The sequence below is a fragment of the Rhodococcus sp. BP-160 genome (assembly GCF_019836205.1).
In the GTDB taxonomy this organism is placed as follows: domain Bacteria; phylum Actinomycetota; class Actinomycetes; order Mycobacteriales; family Mycobacteriaceae; genus Rhodococcoides.
Genome location: NZ_JABUEK010000001.1, coordinates 783,957 through 801,231, shown reverse-complemented (window position 1 = coordinate 801,231; position 17,275 = coordinate 783,957). Strand labels below are relative to the sequence as shown.

At 68.2% G+C, this 17,275-nt stretch carries 18 protein-coding genes and 1 tRNA gene; 12 read left to right on the top strand and 7 right to left on the bottom strand.

Annotated features, from left to right (window positions below; translation table 11 throughout):
• Nucleotides 1–7: 7 nt before the first annotated feature.
• Nucleotides 8–1,549 (bottom strand): HNH endonuclease signature motif containing protein, encoded by a 1,542-nt coding sequence (locus HQ306_RS03755; protein WP_222627669.1) that lies wholly within the window; start codon nt 1,547–1,549, stop codon nt 8–10.
• Nucleotides 1,550–1,956: 407 nt separating this feature from the next.
• Nucleotides 1,957–2,196, bottom strand: a complete 240-nt coding sequence (locus HQ306_RS03750) for a hypothetical protein (protein WP_027504121.1) — start codon at nt 2,194–2,196, stop codon at nt 1,957–1,959.
• 73 nt (nt 2,197–2,269) lie between these two features.
• Here HQ306_RS03750 and HQ306_RS03745 point away from each other — a divergent pair, with 73 nt between their 5' ends.
• The 7 genes from HQ306_RS03745 (at nt 2,270) to HQ306_RS03715 (ending at nt 9,903) form a co-directional block, all read left to right on the top strand.
• Entirely contained in the window at nt 2,270–3,415 is a 1,146-nt protein-coding gene (locus tag HQ306_RS03745; protein ID WP_374197730.1) for a lipase family protein, read from the top strand.
• Between the two features lie 59 nt (nt 3,416–3,474).
• The gene (locus tag HQ306_RS03740) at nt 3,475–4,161 is read left to right on the top strand and encodes a response regulator transcription factor (protein ID WP_027504120.1); all 687 of its coding nucleotides are present in this window, start codon (nt 3,475–3,477) and stop codon (nt 4,159–4,161) included.
• Nucleotides 4,162–4,232: 71 nt separating this feature from the next.
• Nucleotides 4,233–5,705: a HAMP domain-containing sensor histidine kinase gene (locus HQ306_RS03735; protein ID WP_231476140.1), complete on the top strand. Its 1,473-nt coding sequence runs from the start codon at nt 4,233–4,235 to the stop codon at nt 5,703–5,705.
• Nucleotides 5,706–5,746: 41 nt separating this feature from the next.
• The gene (locus tag HQ306_RS03730) at nt 5,747–7,117 is read left to right on the top strand and encodes a S1C family serine protease (protein ID WP_222627665.1); all 1,371 of its coding nucleotides are present in this window, start codon (nt 5,747–5,749) and stop codon (nt 7,115–7,117) included.
• Nucleotides 7,118–7,212: 95 nt separating this feature from the next.
• Nucleotides 7,213–7,707, top strand: a complete 495-nt coding sequence (locus HQ306_RS03725) for a molybdenum cofactor biosynthesis protein B (protein WP_197027709.1) — start codon at nt 7,213–7,215, stop codon at nt 7,705–7,707.
• A 788-nt stretch (nt 7,708–8,495) separates the two neighbouring features.
• A complete protein-coding gene (locus tag HQ306_RS03720; RefSeq protein WP_261769699.1) occupies nt 8,496–9,233 on the top strand; it encodes an MspA family porin in 738 nt (245 codons plus the stop codon).
• Nucleotides 9,234–9,480: 247 nt separating this feature from the next.
• Entirely contained in the window at nt 9,481–9,903 is a 423-nt protein-coding gene (locus HQ306_RS03715; RefSeq protein WP_222629043.1) for a hypothetical protein, read from the top strand.
• An 80-nt stretch (nt 9,904–9,983) separates the two neighbouring features.
• On the opposite strand, the gene mscL is transcribed toward HQ306_RS03715, so the two are convergent.
• From mscL to HQ306_RS03695, 4 genes are all read right to left on the bottom strand, one after another.
• A complete protein-coding gene (gene mscL, locus HQ306_RS03710; RefSeq protein WP_037183963.1) occupies nt 9,984–10,430 on the bottom strand; it encodes a large-conductance mechanosensitive channel protein MscL in 447 nt (148 codons plus the stop codon).
• 100 nt (nt 10,431–10,530) lie between these two features.
• Nucleotides 10,531–11,187 (bottom strand): SAF domain-containing protein, encoded by a 657-nt coding sequence (locus tag HQ306_RS03705; protein ID WP_222627663.1) that lies wholly within the window; start codon nt 11,185–11,187, stop codon nt 10,531–10,533.
• Nucleotides 11,188–11,276: 89 nt separating this feature from the next.
• Complete coding sequence (locus HQ306_RS03700) at nt 11,277–11,612, bottom strand: FmdB family zinc ribbon protein (protein WP_222627661.1); 336 nt, start codon at nt 11,610–11,612, stop codon at nt 11,277–11,279.
• A 93-nt stretch (nt 11,613–11,705) separates the two neighbouring features.
• The gene (locus tag HQ306_RS03695; protein ID WP_222629041.1) at nt 11,706–12,305 is read right to left on the bottom strand and encodes a 5-formyltetrahydrofolate cyclo-ligase; all 600 of its coding nucleotides are present in this window, start codon (nt 12,303–12,305) and stop codon (nt 11,706–11,708) included.
• 63 nt (nt 12,306–12,368) lie between these two features.
• Here HQ306_RS03695 and HQ306_RS03690 point away from each other — a divergent pair, with 63 nt between their 5' ends.
• From HQ306_RS03690 to HQ306_RS03670, 5 genes are all read left to right on the top strand, one after another.
• On the top strand, nt 12,369–13,325 hold the full coding sequence (locus HQ306_RS03690; RefSeq protein WP_051612960.1) for a UTP--glucose-1-phosphate uridylyltransferase: 957 nt from the start codon (nt 12,369–12,371) through the stop codon (nt 13,323–13,325).
• 32 nt (nt 13,326–13,357) lie between these two features.
• The gene (gene glp / locus HQ306_RS03685; RefSeq protein WP_027504112.1) at nt 13,358–14,614 is read left to right on the top strand and encodes a gephyrin-like molybdotransferase Glp; all 1,257 of its coding nucleotides are present in this window, start codon (nt 13,358–13,360) and stop codon (nt 14,612–14,614) included.
• 31 nt (nt 14,615–14,645) lie between these two features.
• Nucleotides 14,646–15,296: a GNAT family N-acetyltransferase gene (locus tag HQ306_RS03680; protein ID WP_027504111.1), complete on the top strand. Its 651-nt coding sequence runs from the start codon at nt 14,646–14,648 to the stop codon at nt 15,294–15,296.
• A gap of 207 nt (nt 15,297–15,503) precedes the next feature.
• A complete protein-coding gene (glpR, locus tag HQ306_RS03675; protein ID WP_027504110.1) occupies nt 15,504–16,268 on the top strand; it encodes a gephyrin-like molybdotransferase receptor GlpR in 765 nt (254 codons plus the stop codon).
• Nucleotides 16,269–16,330: 62 nt separating this feature from the next.
• Nucleotides 16,331–16,406, top strand: a tRNA-Ala gene (locus HQ306_RS03670).
• Between the two features lie 13 nt (nt 16,407–16,419).
• On the opposite strand, the gene HQ306_RS03665 is transcribed toward HQ306_RS03670, so the two are convergent.
• Nucleotides 16,420–17,169: a hypothetical protein gene (locus HQ306_RS03665; protein ID WP_156380407.1), complete on the bottom strand. Its 750-nt coding sequence runs from the start codon at nt 17,167–17,169 to the stop codon at nt 16,420–16,422.
• Nucleotides 17,170–17,275: the final 106 nt, after the last annotated feature.

Sequence of the window (17,275 nt, the reverse complement as noted above, 5' to 3'; positions counted from 1 at the left end):
GATTCGATCAGTCGTCCGGGGGCGGTGCGAGGTGCCGTTCCGGGAAGTTCAGGTGGTTCGGGATGCCGTGCCGACCCTCGTCGATGACGGCAGGCGGATGCCACAGCACTGTTCCCGGGTACGGATGACTCGGGGGAGCGGTGCTGGTGGCCCACTGGCCGGCACGTTCGCCGACGAGCGGATGGTGGACGTCGCACGCCAGCGCGAGGTCGTCGATGTCGGTCAGGCCGCCCGCCGCCCAGTCGTCGACATGGTGGGCCTCGCACCGTGACGCGGGGGCCGAGCATCCCGGCCCGGTGCAGCCGCGGTCGCGGGCGAACAGGGCGAGCCGCTGGTCGGTGCTCGCGCACCGGCGGGCTCGGGCGAAGTGCAGCGTGCTGCCGGTGGCCCCGTCGAAGACGCGGAGGTAGTGGTGCGCCTCGGCCGCGAGCCTGACGACATCGGCCACCGGGACCGTGGATCCGGTGGCAGTGAGCCCGAGACCCGCTGCGGCGGTGAGCTGCTCGAGTGACACCGACACGACCACGGACAAGGGCAGACCACGATGCTGTCCGTGTCGACCCGAGGCCAGCACGTCCTTCAGGAGGTAGGTCAGTGCATCGTGATTGCGCTGGTTAGGGGTGCGGTGGTCCCACTCGGCCTCGCGGTCGTCCGACCCTTCCGCGCTGTCGGCCGGTTTCGCGTCGGTGGAAGTGGCGTCCTCGGTCCGAGCCGGGTCGTCGAGATCGACTGCTGTGGGAGTGCTTTCGGAGTTGTTCGTTCCGGGTGCCGCGAACTTGGCGAGGAACGCGTCGAGCAGGGCGCGCAGCACCGGGTCGACGCAGAAGCGGCCGGTCGACATCGAATCGGGACCCTGGGGGTCGATCTCGAAGAAGCGCTTCCTGGCGCGGTCGCGATCGTCGGGCTCCGCTCCGTCGGGATCGAGGTATTCGGTGAGGCGCGTCGCGATGGCCGTGAGCTCCTCCGGTCCGACCGTGCGCGCAAGGTCGGCGAGAGTCTGCTCGGCGGCGTCGCGGGTCTCGGCATCGACGGCGTGAGGGAGCTTCTTCAGGAACGAGCGGATGATCGAGACGTGTGCGTCAGCCAGCGCGCCGTCCCGCCCTGCCGCGGCCGTGTGGGTCAACGGCGGATCGAGCATCTCACCCGTCATGGTGGTTCCGGTGCCGAGATCGCGCGCCACGGCGAGCCGGGATGCGGCGGCAGCCGTGGTGATGCGCAGCATGTGCGCCAGCGCGTGCGGAACGCCGCTCGCGCCGATCGCACCGAGCACAGAGTCGAATCCCGAGTCGGCCACCAGGCCGTTGAGCCAGGTGTGTGACGCGCCGGTGAGTAGGCGCCGGGTGTTCTCGGCCGCGCAGACCAGCGCCAGTCGGTCCTCGCTGGTGAGCGTCGACGCGTCGAGCATGGCGATGCCCTCGACCGCGGAGCCGAGCTGGGCGAGTAGCGCGCACACGCGGGGATCGTCGACAGGTGCGGCCACAGCAGGCAGCGCGCCGACACGTCGGCCCATCTGCACCTGCCAGGCCGACCCTGGATCCCCCGATTCCATGACCTCAGACTACATGAATTAGAACATATGTTCGATAGTAGATGTCACCAATTACGGACAGAGAACTGCCCACCGTTCACAGGTGAACGGTGGGCAGTCGTCGATGTGCGTCGGTGTCAGCGCGAACGGTAGCTGTGCGACATCTGGCGTCCCCGGAAGTCCAGGTCGCGTCCGCCGGACAACAGTGCGACCGCGAGTGCTGCCGCGCCGACGAGTGTCAGTGTGATCATCATGTGTTTCCTCCGATCGTGCTGAGGTCGGTTCCCCTGACCGGCCCCGGCGGGAGCGTGTCCCGCCGTGCTACATGATTGCCCGCTGCGAGGTGGTTTCCACCGGAATGAGGGGCACCCCACGTGGTGCCGATCGGGGCGACGGCGGTCACAACTGAGTGTGACGCGAGGTCACGGCTACTCGCGTAGGCCGTCCGCCAGCTCGAAGACCCGGCCCACGTAGCGGGAGACGAAGACGTCGAGCGCGTGGTCGGACAACTCCAGGCACCCCACCCGTCGGAACCAGTGTTCGAGGTCCACCAGCTTGTCGCCGAGGGCCACTCGGTGGTCGTCGAGCGCCCGGAGCTCGTCCGCGACCGCGCGCAGCTCGAGCACCTTGTCGTTCACCGAACTCTGCGTCGCACCCACCTCGTCCATGACTGGAGAGCCTAGCCGTATTCGAACGTATGTTCTAGTCCGGAATCCGGTGCCGGAGCGGTACGGTGACGCCGTGCCGAACCGCTCCCGCCGCCTGCTGCGCGCCCTGGTGACCCTGACCGCCACGACGTCCGTCGCGCTGACCCTCACGGGTGTGGCGCAGGCGCAGGACCGTGATCCGGGCACTCTCGTCGGATCGACGGCGTCACCGGCCCCGATTCCGGGAAGTGTCGACGCCCGGCGCATCACCTACTGGTCGGTGGGCTCGCAGAACGAGCCGGCCCTGAGTACCGGTGGCGTCTATCTGCCGCCCGGCGAGGCGCCCGAAGGTGGCTGGCCTGTCATCGCGTGGGCCCATGGCACGTCCGGGCTCGGCGACGACTGCGCTCCGTCGGTCGTCGGCCCCACGTTGCCGGACCGCGACTTCCCGTACCTCCAGACGTGGCTGAACCGCGGATACGCGATCGTCGCCACGGACTACGTGGGTCTCGGTACCCCCGGAGTGATGCCGTACCTGGACGGCAAGGTGCAGGCGCACAGCGTCGTCGACAGTGTCGCTGCTGCAAGGGAATTGGAGCCGACGCTGTCGAATCGCTGGGTCGCGATCGGCCAGTCCCAGGGCGGCGGCGCCGCGGTGACGACCGCGCGGTACGCCACCGAGTACGGCGGCGACGGCCTGGACTACCTCGGCGCCGTCGGGACCGGCGTGCCCGCCAACATCGAACTCGTTCTGCTTCCGCTCGGGCCCGGAGTCCCGCCCGTCGCGATTCCGGACGGTCTGACGTCGTACGTCTTCTACATCCTGGCGGGGTTGCGTGCCGCCCATCCGGAGATCGATCTGAACTCCTACCTGACTCCGCTCGGCCGGCAGTGGGTGGACACCGCCGAGACGCAGTGCGCGAACCCGTTCCACGATGCGGTGTCCGGGTTGCGACTGGGCGACATGTTCTCGCGGCCATTGGCGCAGATCCCGAACGTGTACGGACTGCTGAACGACTACATGGGTGTGCCCACCTCCGGGTACGACCGTCCCGTCTTCATCGGCCAGGGTCTGCGGGACGTCGATGTGCCGGCACCGTCCGCCCTGTCGCTCGCGGCGGCCATGACGGCCAACGGCGAACCTCTGACCTTCCGGACCTACCCGGGCGACCACAGTCAGACGTTCCGTGACTCGCAGCCCGATGCGATCGCGTTCGTCGACCGGCTGTTCGCGCGCTGACACCGGCCGCCCCTGTGTCCTCTCAGCAGCGTCTCAGTCGTCGGGGCGACACTGTTCCCATGCGTGTACTGGTGACCGACGACGATCGTGCCGTCCGAGAATCGCTGCGACGGTCGTTGACGTTCAACGGGTACACCGTGGACCTGGCCACCGACGGTCTCGACGCCCTCGAGAAGGTCGCGGCCGAGCGACCGGACGCGCTGGTCCTCGACGTCATGATGCCCCGGCTCGACGGGCTCGAGGTGTGCCGTCGCCTGCGCAGCACCGGAGACGACCTGCCGATCCTGGTCCTGACGGCTCGTGACTCCGTGTCCGAGCGGGTGGCGGGTCTCGATGCCGGGGCGGACGACTACCTGCCCAAACCGTTCGCGCTCGAGGAGCTGCTGGCACGGCTGCGTGCACTGTTGCGACGCACCGGTGGGGAACTGGGTCCGGACAGCGAGGCCATGACGTTCGCCGATCTGTCACTCGACCCCGTCACGCGCGAGGTGCGACGAGGCGAACGGCCCATCAGCCTGACCCGCACCGAGTTCTCGTTGCTCGAGATGCTGCTCGCCAACCCCCGACGGGTGCTCAGCCGGAGCCGCATCCTCGAGGAGGTGTGGGGCTACGACTTCCCGACGTCGGGCAACGCCCTCGAGGTGTACGTCGGGTATCTGCGGCGCAAGACCGAGGCCGACGGCGAGACTCGTCTCATCCACACCGTCCGCGGTGTGGGTTACGTGCTGCGGGAAACGCCTCCGTGATGGTTGCTCCCTTCGGCCGTCGGCGGGGCGAGGTCGGGACCGACAAGGGGCGCGCGGCACAGGACGGACTCATGCGTCCTCCGATGCCCCTCACTCGCTCGGTGTCCCTGCGGTGGCGTGTCACGCTGCTCGCGGCGTCCGTGGTGGCCATCGCGGTCGCCGTCATGGCGATCGCCGCGTACGCGGTGGTGTCCCGCGCGCTGTACGGCGACGTCGACAACCAGCTGCGTACCCGGGCGAGTGCGCTGATCGAGACCAACCTCGTCGCCTTCGATCCCCGGTACGTCGCGGGCGCCACGCTCTACAGCACCGATGTCAGTGTCGCGCTGATCTTTCCGGACCTGACGAAGTACATCCCGCCGGGTTCGATCGTGCCCATCGGTGACCCCGAGATGGACGTCGCGCTGGGACAGTCGACCTCGTCGCTGCGCACCACCTCGGGAGCTCGCGTTCTCGCGGAGCGCACGCAGACCGGGAGCACGCTGGTGATCGCACAGCGGCTCGCTCCCACCGGCCAGGTCTTGGATCGACTGGCCTGGGTGCTGTTCGTCGTGGGCGGCTGTGGCGTCGTCCTCGCGGCGGTGGCCGGCACGGCGGTGGGACGCACCGGTCTGCGACCCATCGGACGGCTGACGGCGGCGGCCGAGCGTGTCGCCCGAACCGACGACCTGACGCCCATTCCGGTGACGGGCAACGACGAGCTCGCCCGCCTCACCGACAGTTTCAACACGATGCTGCGGGCGCTCGCCGAGTCGCGGGCGCGGCAGAGTCGACTCGTGGCGGACGCGGGTCACGAACTGCGGACCCCGCTGACGTCGTTGCGCACCAACATGGAACTGCTGATCGCGTCGAGTCGGCCGGGTGCGCCGCGCATCCCGGAGCAGGACATGGCGGAGCTGCGTCTCGACGTGGTGGCGCAGATCGAGGAACTGTCCACGCTCGTCGGCGATCTGGTCGACCTGGCACGTGAGGACGCCCCGGAGAACGTCTTCGAACGTGTCGACATGGCGGATGTCGTCGAACGCAGCCTGGAGCGAGTTCGCAGGCGTCGCAACGAGATCGACTTCGACTCGATGACCACACCGTGGATCCTGTACGGCGACCAGGCGGGTCTGTCCCGCGCCGTCCTCAACGTGCTCGACAACGCGGCCAAGTGGAGTCCGTCGGGCGCCACCGTGCACGTGGCGATGATCGCCCGGCCCGACGGCTTGCTCGAACTCACCGTGTCCGATGCGGGTCCGGGTATCGCGCCCGAGGAACGAGAGCTGGTGTTCGAACGCTTCTACCGGTCCACCGCGTCGCGGTCGATGCCCGGATCGGGACTGGGTCTGGCGATCGTGCGCCAGGTGGTGCTCAAGCACGGCGGAACCATCGCGGTCGAGGACTCGGTCACCGGCGGCACCTTGATTCGAATCGTTCTTCCAGGGGAATCCGCCGGTCCGCAGGATCTGCTGGGAACAGGATCGCAGGACCCACAGGCCACTGACACGATGATCTCAGCGCCCTCTCAGTCCGGCGGAGCATCGTCGATCAGGACGACGTGAGGTGACCGGTGCGAGCTGGTCATGGAGATGGAGCGAAACGCATGAACGAGGACCGCACCACTGGTGACACCGGCCGCGACGGCCGAGACGGCGCATCGGAGCCCACCGCGCAGCAGCCCGCGTACGGGGGACAGACACAGCCCCAGTACACCGGGTGGGACGGTCGACAGTCCGGTCAACACCAGGCCGGTCAGCACCAGCAGCCCCACAACCCGTATCAGCAGCCTCATCAGCAGGGACAGAACCCCTACCAGCAGAACCCGTACCAGCAGCCGCAGTACTACGGCGGGACGGCGCCGGCGACCACGTCGCGGAAGCCGGGGCGTGCAGCCCTCGTCGCAGGCGCCATCGCCCTGGCCCTGGTGAGCGGTGGAGTCGGCGGCGCGGTCGGCGCCATCGCCGCGGACGGCGGCAACGGTGGCGTGACCAACGCCCTCAATCAGCCCGTCACGCAGGCGAACCCGGCCGCCAACGCCCCCGACGGTTCGGTGCAGGCCGTGGCCGGCAAGGTGCTCCCCAGCGTGGTCCAGATCCAGGTGGCGGGCCGCACCGCCGAGGGTGAGGGGTCCGGCGTGATCCTCTCCTCGGACGGCCTCATCCTGACGAACAACCACGTCGTGTCCGGCGCGGGTGCGAACGCCCAGCTGACCGTCTCCTTCAACGACGGATCCACGTCGTCGGCGACGGTGGTCGGTGCGGACGCGTCCTCGGACATCGCGGTGATCAAGGCGCAGGGTCGCAGCAACCTGACGCCCATCGAGCTCGGCACCTCGGACGGTCTGCAGGTGGGTCAGGGTGTCGTGGCCGTCGGATCGCCGCTCGGCCTCGCCGGCACGGTGACCTCCGGCATCATCTCGTCGCTCAACCGCCCGGTCGCGACCAGTGGCGAGTCGACGGACCAGACCACGGTGATCGACGCGATCCAGACCGACGCGGCCATCAACCCCGGCAACTCGGGCGGCGCGCTCGTGGACATGAACGGCAAGCTGGTCGGCGTCAACAGCGCCATCGCGACGTTGGGAGCGGGCGCCAGCTCGTCCGAGTCGCAGAGCGGGTCCATCGGCCTCGGCTTCGCCATCCCCGTCGACCAGGCGCGCCGCATCGCCGACGAGCTGGTACAGACCGGCAAGGCGACGCAGGCGATCATCGGCATCAGCGTCCCGAGCCGCGACGACGCCAACGGAGCCACGGTCATGGCCGTCACCGACGGCGGGCCGGCCGCGCAGGCGGGCATCCCGACCGGTGCAGTGGTCACCAAGGTCGACGACCGCGTCATCGCCAGCGGCGACGCACTCATCGCGGCGGTCCGCTCGCACGCCCCCGGCGACCAGGTCTCGGTGACCTACACACAGGGTGGCAACGAGCAGACCGTGCAGGTCACGCTCGGGACGGCCCCGAGCGGAGGCAACTGATGAAGCGACCCCGGATCGTCCGTGACCGTGGGCACCTCACGCCCATCGTCGGGCACATCGAGTCTCCGTCGGGCCCGGGCATTACGGTGAGCGACATGACTATGGATGCAGCCGTGGCCGGACGTGCGCTCGTCGTGATCGTCGACGATCGCACGGCTCACGGAGATGCCGACTCGACCGGACCTCTGGTCAACGAACTGCTGACCGAGGCGGGCTTCCTCGTGGACGGTGTCGTCGTGGTCAGCAACGACGAGGTGGACGTGCGCAACGCACTGAACACCGCGGTCATCGGCGGCGTCGACCTGGTGGTCTCCGTCGGCGGCACCGGCACGTCGCCGCGCGACGTCACCCCGGACGCGACGGCCGAGGTGCTCGACCGTGAACTCCTCGGTATCAGTGAGGCGCTCCGGTCCTCCGGACTGGCGGCGGGGTCGCTCGACGCCGGTCTGTCCCGCGGGCTCGCCGGAGTGTCCGGCAGCACGCTGGTGGTCAACCTGGCTGGGAGCCGCGCGGCCGTCCGCGACGGAATGGCGACGCTGACGCCCCTCGCCGCCCATGTCATCGGTGAGTTGTCCAGCCTTGACGGCTGACGACCCCCAGAAGAACGACCCCCTAGCCGGCGACGTAACACCCGTCGATCCGGACTCCGAGGACACTGCGAGCCGGGCCCGTGCACGACGGGCCCGGCTCGCTCGTGTGTTCGGCGACGTTCTTCCCGAGTCGACTCGAGACGACGGAACGTCGGGCGAACCACATCGAGGTGATTCGTCCTCGGGCTCGGAGGAGTGGTTGAGGAGCCAGAGGCCTCCGCATTACGACTAGTTTTGTGTGATCCACATCACTGGGAGTTACCACAGTGCGAACCCGGTGTTGCCTGTCTGTTAACCGCGAATTCGCCTGAATCCGGATGACCTCCCCGCGAGTTACCGCAGGGTAGATGTGACTGGTGTGACTGGCAACCCCCGTCGAGCAGTAGTTCCGCTCGGGGCCGAGTTCAATAACGCCCACGTCACGGGCACCCGGGCACCCGGTTAGCACAGTCCGACGACGTTTCGCGCCATTGGAGCTGTGGCGCGTCGTGCGGCCAAAACGCTTGTGACGCACGTTCACACGCACGAAACGTGGACGGCGGTTTTCGGACGCAACGCTTCGAACGTAGGGATTGTCACGGTCCGGATCACCCTCTAAGGTTTCGCTCAGGTTCAACGGTGGATGCTGAATCGATACGAGGACGCGTCCAACTTGTGTTCCTGCACTGCCCGACGCGTAAGCCATGAGCTTGCAGTCGCCGCCTGATACGGTTCGCTCGCAAGCGAACCGCTCGGGAGGACGTCAGAGCCCGACAGCGCACCCGAGGCGAACACGCCGCGGGACGAACATGATGAGGAAGTACATGACCGTAATTCGTAAGCCGCGGCGCAGCCGGGGGCTCAAGTCCATGAGTGTTGCAGCTGTGGCAGGCGCCTCGGTCGTCGGCCTGGTTCTCGGAACCGGCACTGCAAACGCGGGCGTCGACGCAAGCAACACCGTTGTTGACGCTGATGGCAACGCCATCACGATCAACCTCGAGGACACCTTCGTGAACAGCGTGTTCCCGCTTGACGGCAACCCGCTGACCCGCGAGTGGTTCGGCAACGGCCGAATCACCTGGTCGGTCGCAGGTCCGTCTGCTGACGACTTCGAGGGCACGGTCAACGTCGGCTACCAGGTCGGCTACCCCGGCAGCATCGGTGGCTCGCTCGGCATCGAGTGGAAGACCCCGACCGTCGGCGCCAAGCTTGGCGGCACCCTTAGCGACGGTGCTGACGCTGATCTGGGCGACGTTCCGATCACCGCGGACGTCCAGCTGCTTCCGGTTGCGACCGCCAAGGTTGAGATTGCTCCGGGCCCCGGCATCACGCAGTCCGAGAGCGCCCTCGCTGTCATCAACGAAGAGGCCGACATCACCGGCGGCGAGCAGGACGCAGCCGGTACCGACGGCTCCATCCAGCTGGCCAACGTCCACGGAACCGCCACCGGCATCCTGGGCAACGTCCGCGTCCGTCCGTACGCCTCGATCGTGTCCGCCACCGGCGACACGGCCGTTGCTTACGGCCCCGTGTGGACCTTCAACTGATCCTGGCCCAGCCGGTATCAGTTGCCTGCTGATCGGTAGTCCGCTTCCACAGCAGATCTGAACACAGACGAAGCCCCATCCGGGTCATCCGGGTGGGGCTTCGTCGTGTTCGTGAGGCGTGACAATGGCGTGCGACGACGGTCGGTGGCATGTCACGAGCATCCGAAGGTGCACCGCCCCACTGCGTTCCGACGTCCACGCATCCTGTTGAATGGTCGGCATGAACTCCGGTACCGCGACTCGTGTGATGAGTGCAGCTTTCGCCCTCACGGCCCTGGTGGGCCTGTCCGCCTGCAGCAGCGGGGATTCCGGGACGTCGGACGACTCGTCCGAGAACGCCACCGCCTGCACCGATTTCGAGACCACGTACGACCAGTTCACCGCCCTCGTCAAGGCCGGCCCGGCCGACACGGACGTCCAGACCTGGACCGACGCGAAGACCGCCGAGATGCAGAAGTTCCAGCCGCTCGCGGACACCGCCACCGGAGACGTCGAGTCCTCGCTCAGCACCCTCATCGGTGCGCTGCCCGCCGATTCCCTCGAACTCACCGAGCCGGACAGCTCGTCCGGTCAGGCGTTCGTCGACAACTCGACGGCCGTGGTCGACGCCTGCTCCGCGGCCGGCACCGCGATCACCCTCGACGAGTTCCCGCTGGTCAAGTTCAACTGATCCCGCTCGTTCGAACAGACGACGAAGGGCTCGTCCTCACCGTGCGGTGAGGACGAGCCCCTCGTCGTGTCTGTGGGTGACTACGTGGTGGTGGTGCCCGGCGTCGTGTTTCCGGTGATGCCGTCCGAGGTGGTCTTGACGCCGTCGGACCGGCCCTCCGCCAAGAGGTCCCGGATCTGGATCAGGATGTCCTGATCGCTCAGAGCCTTCTCCTTCTTCGTCGCGAAGCGGTTCTTCGCGGTGTTCACCGGGAGGATGAGCACGAAGTAGACGACCGCCGCGATGATGACGAAGTTGATCACCGCGGTGATGACGGCCCCGATGTTCACGAATGTCGCGTCGTTGCCGGAGCGGATCAGAAAGCCCCAGCCCAGCTCGTTGCTCGCCCCGATGGACGAGATCAACGGGTTCACGATGTTGGTGGTGAATGCGGTGACGATGGCCGTGAAGGCCGCACCGATGACCACTGCGACCGCGAGGTCGACCACGTTCCCGCGCAGCAGGAAGTCCTTGAAGCCCTTCAACATGCGATCCGCCCCTACTCTCGTCGATCATGGATTGAGCCACGACGAGAGTAACCGACCAGCGCGTCTCGATGGGCGCGCCGAAGCCCGGGACCCGGGACGGTCACCGCAGCAGGACCGTCAGTGCATCGGAGAGCGACGCAGCGGCGACGGCCGACGCGTCGTCCGCGCGCAGGGCGACCAGAACGAGCTGGTCGCGTCGAGACACGCCCGAGCCCGGGGCGGAGACCATCACCACGGTGGCGCTCTCGGCGATCACCCCGGACGGGGACGTGTCGTCCGGCGCCGACCGCACCACGTCGACCACGTCGCCGGCTCGAAGCAGTTGCGCCAGCTCGGGATCGGCGAGGCGGATCGGCACGATGCGGGCGTCACCGGACGGCAGGGTGGCGGACGCCAGCCGAGGCCCCAGCAGTCGGACATCGGTGAGCGCCTCGCCGGATCGGACGGGTCCGGCGACAGTCCGTCCCACCGCGTCGTCCACCGACCGCAGCGTTCCGTCCGCGAGCAGGGACGAGTCGACGCGGGTCAGCGTGACGTCGGCGGCCGTGAGTGAGGTGCCGGGAGCGACGTCCGTGGCGGTCACGACGACCGGGACCTCGGTCCGCGACGGATCGGTTCGATAGGCCGAGACGACAGCGAGCCCCACGAGAGCAGCGGCGACGATGCGTCGAGCGGCAGGTGACCGCAGACGCGGCGGGAGAGGCGGGATGCGGTCGAACAGACGCGCGCTCAGCGGGTGATCGACCGTGGGAGACATGACGCGACCGTAGAACGAGGGCGACGCAGGAGGCCGCCAGGTTTCACGGTGCCCGGGGACAGCGGTTCAACGCTCCCCGGGTCGGACGATCAGCTTGTGGCGGCGGGGGTGGAGGTGCTGGTCGACTTCTTCTCACTCGAGGTGGTCGAGGTCGAGTCGGACTTCGTGTCGCTCTTCTTCTCGCTCGAGCTCTTGCTGTCCGAGGAGCTGCCGGAGTCGGACGAGCCCGATTCGCTGCTGCTCGAACTGCCGCGGCTGTCGTTGCGGTAGAAGCCGCTGCCCTTGAAGACGATGCCCACGGTGTTGAACAGCTTGCGAAGCTTGCCGGAGCACGCGGGGCAGACCGTCAACGAGTCGTCCGTGAACTTCTGGACGATGTCGAACCGGTTGTCACACTCGGTGCACGCATAAGAGTAGGTAGGCACGTTTCCTCCGCTGTCGGTCCCTGACTGGCACTCTACAGTCGACAGTGCCAGCGTCGGCAATCGAGGCAACGTCCGTGCAGGTGGCGCTATTCCTCAGCCGCGGCTGTCGTGGCCGAGCCGCCGCAGCCCCGACAGCGGCGTCAACACGTGGGTCATGCGCACGTCGTGCGTCTCGGTGGGCAGCGCGTCGACCAGGTCGTCGTCGTACACCACGCCCACCAGCCACGCGTCGGGCCGGACGGCATCGAGTGTGCGGTCGTAGAAGCCGGCGCCTCGGCCGAGGCGACCGCCGCTGCGATCGACGGCGAGTGCGGGTACCAACACGATCGACGCGTCCGCGACGGTCTCGGGAGGAAGCGTCGGGCCGGACGGTTCGCGCAAGCCGTACGCGGCCGCGACGAGCGAGTCGGGTCCGCGGTACTCGGCCCAGGACAGCGGCCCCGGTTCACGCGCGACGGGCAGCAGCACTCGCAGTCCGGCGGCCAGTGCGGAGTCGAGCATGCTCGCATCACCGGGCTCGCTACCCACCGGTACGTAGGCGGCGAGAGTGTCGCCGCCGCGCTCCCGCGCATCGGAGGCCAAAACCGACACGGCGTGAGAGAGTGCCCCTGATGCCCGCTCTCGTGCGTGGACGTCTCGCTGCTTGCGGGCAGTGAGTATGCGTGTCCTCCACTCGAGTTTGTCGTCACTGATCACGGGGGAAACCCCAGTGTCTCGCGAAGGACGATTCGCGGTCTACATGGATAGGGTGTGCGCATGAGCTCAGCAAACAGTGAGTCCGTGGCCGGTGGCAAGAAGCCGTCGTTCCGTACGGCCGTCGTACCCGCTGCAGGCATGGGAACACGTTTCCTCCCCGCCACGAAAACGGTACCGAAAGAGCTACTGCCGGTGGTCGATACGCCCGGAATCGAGCTCGTGGCCGGAGAAGCTGCCGATTCCGGCGCGCAGCGCCTCGTCATCGTCACCTCGCCCGGCAAGGACGGTGTGGTCGCCCACTTCGTCGAGGATCTGGTGCTGGAGAACAAGCTCGAGGCGAGCGGCAAGCTCGAGATGCTCGAGAAGGTCCGTGTCGCGCCCGGTCTTCTCGACGTCCAGTCGGTGATCCAGGCGGAGCCATTGGGTCTCGGACACGCCGTCGCGTGCGCCGAGGAAGTGCTCGACGACGACGAGGACGCGATCGCAGTGCTGCTCCCGGACGACCTGGTGATGCCGCGGGGTGTGCTCGACGTGATGTCGCGGGTGCGTGCCAAGCGCGGCGGAACCGTGTTGTGCGCCATCGAGGTTCCCGAGGACGCGGTGTCCGCGTACGGAGTGTTCGACACCGAGATCGTGCCCGACGCAGTGAACCCCAACGTGCTCAAGGTCAACGGCATGGTGGAGAAGCCCAAGAAGGAGGACGCGCCGTCGAACTACGCGGCGGCCGGCCGATACCTTCTGGATCGGGCCATCTTCGATGCGTTGCGACGCATCCAGCCCGGCGCCGGTGGCGAGTTGCAGCTCACCGACGCCATCGCTCTCCTCATCGAGGAGGGTCATCCGGTACATGTGGTGGTGCACCGCGGAGTGAGACACGACCTCGGAAATCCCGGGGGTTACCTCCGCGCTGCGGTTGACTTCGCACTGGAACGCGAAGATTACGGTCCGGCATTGCGCGAGTGGCTCCAGGAGCGCTTGAGCGACAGCTGGGCACCGGAGCTCACGACCTACGAGTGACGCCCGGTCGACACGGATGACGGAAGGTGCGGATGCGCTCGGTTGAGGAGCAGCAGTCGAGAGTGACGGCTGCAGCGGTTGCCCCCCGGCCGGTGCGAGTCGCCATCTCCGAGGCGCAGGGTCTGCTGTGCGCGGAAGAAGTGGTGACCGAGCGCCCGCTGCCCGGGTTCGATCAGGCGGCCATCGACGGCTACGCGGTCCGCAGTGTGGACATCGCTGCCGCGGGGTCGGCCACCGACGACGACGGCGCGCCCGTCGACATCTCGCTGCCCGTGGTGGGCGAGGTCGCGGCGGGGTCGCGTCAGCCCATCCGTCTGCAGCCGCGGCAGGCGGTGCGCGTCGACACGGGGGCACCGCTGCCCACCCTCGCGGATGCCGTTCTGCCCGTGGATCGAGCGAAGTTCGCGCGCGGCCGCATCGAGGTGCTCGCACCCGTGCGTTCCGGAGAGTACGTGCGCCGCATCGGTGACGACGTGCAGCCCGGCGACGTCGCCGTGCGGTCCGGGACCATCATCGGCGCAGCGCAGGTGGGGCTCCTCGCAGCCGTGGGCCGCGACAAGGTCCTGGTGCATCCCCGTCCCCGCCTCTCGGTCATCTCGATCGGCGGCGAACTCGTCGACATCGAACGCACACCGGGCCAGGGCCAGGTGTACGACGTGAACAGCTACGCCCTCGCTGCCGCGGCGCGGGACGCGGGCGCGGACGTCAACCGCATCGGCATCGTCAGCGGTGACGCGAAGCGGCTGCGCGAGGTGGTGGAAGGGCAGCTCATCCGCTCCGAGATCGTCGTCATCGCCGGAGCCGTCGGCGGCAGCGCGTCCGAGGAGATCCGCGAGGCGCTGGAGGACTTCGGCGACATCGAGGTCGGCCGCGTGGCCATGCACCCCGGATCGGTGCAGGGCTTCGGCCAGCTCGGTCGCGACGAGGTACCCACCTTCCTGTTGCCGTCCAACCCGGTGAGTGCGCTCGTCGTCTTCGAGGTGATGGTGCGGCCGCTCGTGCGCATCGCGCTCGGTCGACGCCAGCCCATGCGCCGCATCGTCACGGCCCGCACCGTCGGACCCATCACGTCCATCGCCGGGCGCCGCGCCTACCTGCGCGGCCAGCTCATGCGGGACGAGGGCACGGGGGAGTACCTCGTGCAGGCACTAGGCGGTGCTCCCGGCAGCTCGTCGCACCTGCTGGCGACGCTGGCGGAGGCCAACTGCCTGGTCATGGTCGACCCCGAGGTGACCGAGGTGCGGACCGGCGAAGAGGTCGACGTCGCATTCCTCGCGCAGCGCGGCTGACGCTCCGTCCTCTTCGCTAAGGTTTCGAAGTATGCCGCGATCGTGGTCGAGCCATCCCGGATGGCCGGCGAAGCTGGGACCTCTCGTGGTTCCCGCGGGCGAGGTGACGGTCCGACCGGTGCGTCTGCGCGACGCCGCGGTGTGGTCGCGGACCCGCATCGACAACCGCGCGCACCTCGAACCGTGGGAGCCCACCGGTGAGGCGCCGTGGGACATGCGGCACGCGATGTCGTCGTGGCCGCCCCTGTTCTCGAGCCTCAAGGCCGAGGCCAGGCGCGGGATGATGCTGCCCTTCGCCATCGAACTGAACGGCACCTTCGTCGGGCAGCTGACTGTCGGCAACATCGTTCGCGGAGCCCTTCGATCGGCGTGGATCGGCTACTGGGTGGCCAAGGACGTCGGCGGGCAGGGGGTCGCCACGGCAGCACTCGCACTCGGCGTCGATCATTGCTTCTCGTCGGCCGGGCTGCACCGGCTCGAAGCCACCGTGCGGCCGGAAAACGCTGCCAGTCAAGCGGTTCTGCGCAACGTCGGGTTCCGCCAGGAGGGCCTGCTGCAGAGGTACCTCGACGTGGACGGTGCGTGGCGCGACCACATCCTCGTCGCCATGACGGTGGGGGAGACGCCCGGGACGGTGGCGGACGTGCTGGTGCGCAGTGGTCGGGCGGCGTGGGCTCGGTAGTTGCCTCGAGGTTCCCGTAGGGGTTCCGTGTTCCCGCGCGTGCTGCAGTGTCCGCGGGAACACGCAAGCACTGCGGGAATTTCGGCCTGTGACTGGAGTGACATGAGTGCACTCGTGTTCGGCGCGTCGTCGTCGGCGGTTCACCGCGCCCCACTACGCTGACGTGCAAGCTCACATGAATGTGATTCACGTCAGGAGGTGGTGGGTGTGCCCAATTCGGTGATCTGGATCGGCCTCGTCGCCATCTGGCTGTTCGTGCTCGTGCCGATGGTGGTCACATCGCGCCCGCGTATCCGCCGCACCACCGACGTCGCGCTCGCGACACGGGTCCTGCACCGGGGCGGAGCGCGGCTCCGCGTCGATCCCGGTCCCGCGGCAGGGCACCGCAGCGACCCCGACTGGCGCCCGTCCGACGACGACCTGCACTCGACCGACTCGCTTTCGGAGGATCCGATGGAGACCCAGCACGGCCACGAGAGCGACGAGCACGTCGACGAGTACTTCTCGGAGGACTTCGTGCCGCAGCGACGCGGCCGCGGCGGCTTCGATCCCGAGGCCGACGCCATCGCCCGCGCCGCCCGCTACGCGTTCCGTCAGCGCACGGTGCTCGGCTCCGTGTTTGTCATCGCGATGTCTGCAGCGCTGGGATTCCTTGCGAGCCCGATCTTCTGGTGGGTCTTCGCCGTCACCATCGTCGGGCTGTCGTCCTACCTGTTCTACCTCCGCCGCCAGGTGCGCATCGAGGAGGACATCCGTCGTCGTCGTATGCAGCGTCTGCAGCGCTCGCGCCTCGGTGTCGAGTCCAGCACCGACCCGGAGCTCAAGCTCACTCCCGAGCGCCTGCGTCGTCCTGGCGCCGTGGTGCTCGAGGTAGACGACGAGGACCCGGCGTTCGACCATCTCGAGCACTACGACGAGCACGTCGGCGACTCCCACCTCGACGTCCGCATGCGCCGCGCAGCGGGGGAGTGACCGGATTTCTGGCCGTCCCGCGGGGCTGCTAGAGTTCGAGACGATCCTGGTTCGCCGGGTCAGGGGCTGTGGCGCAGTTGGTAGCGCGTCTCGTTCGCATCGAGAAGGTCAGGGGTTCGATTCCCCTCAGCTCCACCACGTTCGACTCTCGTCACAGCGCATCGCGGAACTCGTCCAGGAACGGCGACGGCGTCTCCCGTCGGATCCGCCACGACCGCACCAGCCACATCTCGACAAGCTCGGGCCGTACGCGGCCCAGTCTCGCCCACTCGTCGAGCACCTCGCAGTAGTCGAGGTAGCGCCGCACGGTCATGGCCGACACCGAGGGATTGTCCACCCACCCCAGGTGCACGAGTTCCGACAGCGCCTGCTGGTCGAGGAGTTGCGGGCGGTGCAGCATGTTCTCCGACCCGATCGCCCACACGTACAGGGACATCGGAACGCGCCCGAATCCCGTGGCCCTCGGCCAGCCCGACCAGTCCCGGTGCGGACCGACGTCGATGAGCGCCGGCGCGCGGCGGCACTCGTCCAGTGCCTGCCGAACACCGTGCAGCCGACGGTCGCCGGCCGGCTCCTCGAGGTCCCGCGCATCGGGGAAGCGGCGAGCGCGGTCTCGGTCTCGATGACCGACGAGCCATGCGGCGCAGTGGTAGACGGTGGTCAGATCGCACCCGCTCCCGATGGTCTGCAGATCGCCGCGCCGCAGGAACCCGGTGCCGGTCTCGACGACGTCTCCGTCCAGACCTCGGGCGCGGACCCGCACCGGGATGCGCGCGCTCGTGAGACGACTGTTCCACCAGTCGAGGTCGATCTCCGCGAGATCACCCAGCACGTCGTACTCGTACGAACGGGTGCTGCACCACGCGAGGCACGCTTCGGGTAGCGCCGGCGTCGTCGTCATGTCGGCGATGGTGGCAGGTCCCACCGACAGCCTCGGTCGGGTTTGCAAAGTGTCTGTAAAGACTGCCCGCAGCCGTGCCTCATATGGCGCCGGTCACACCTAGTGT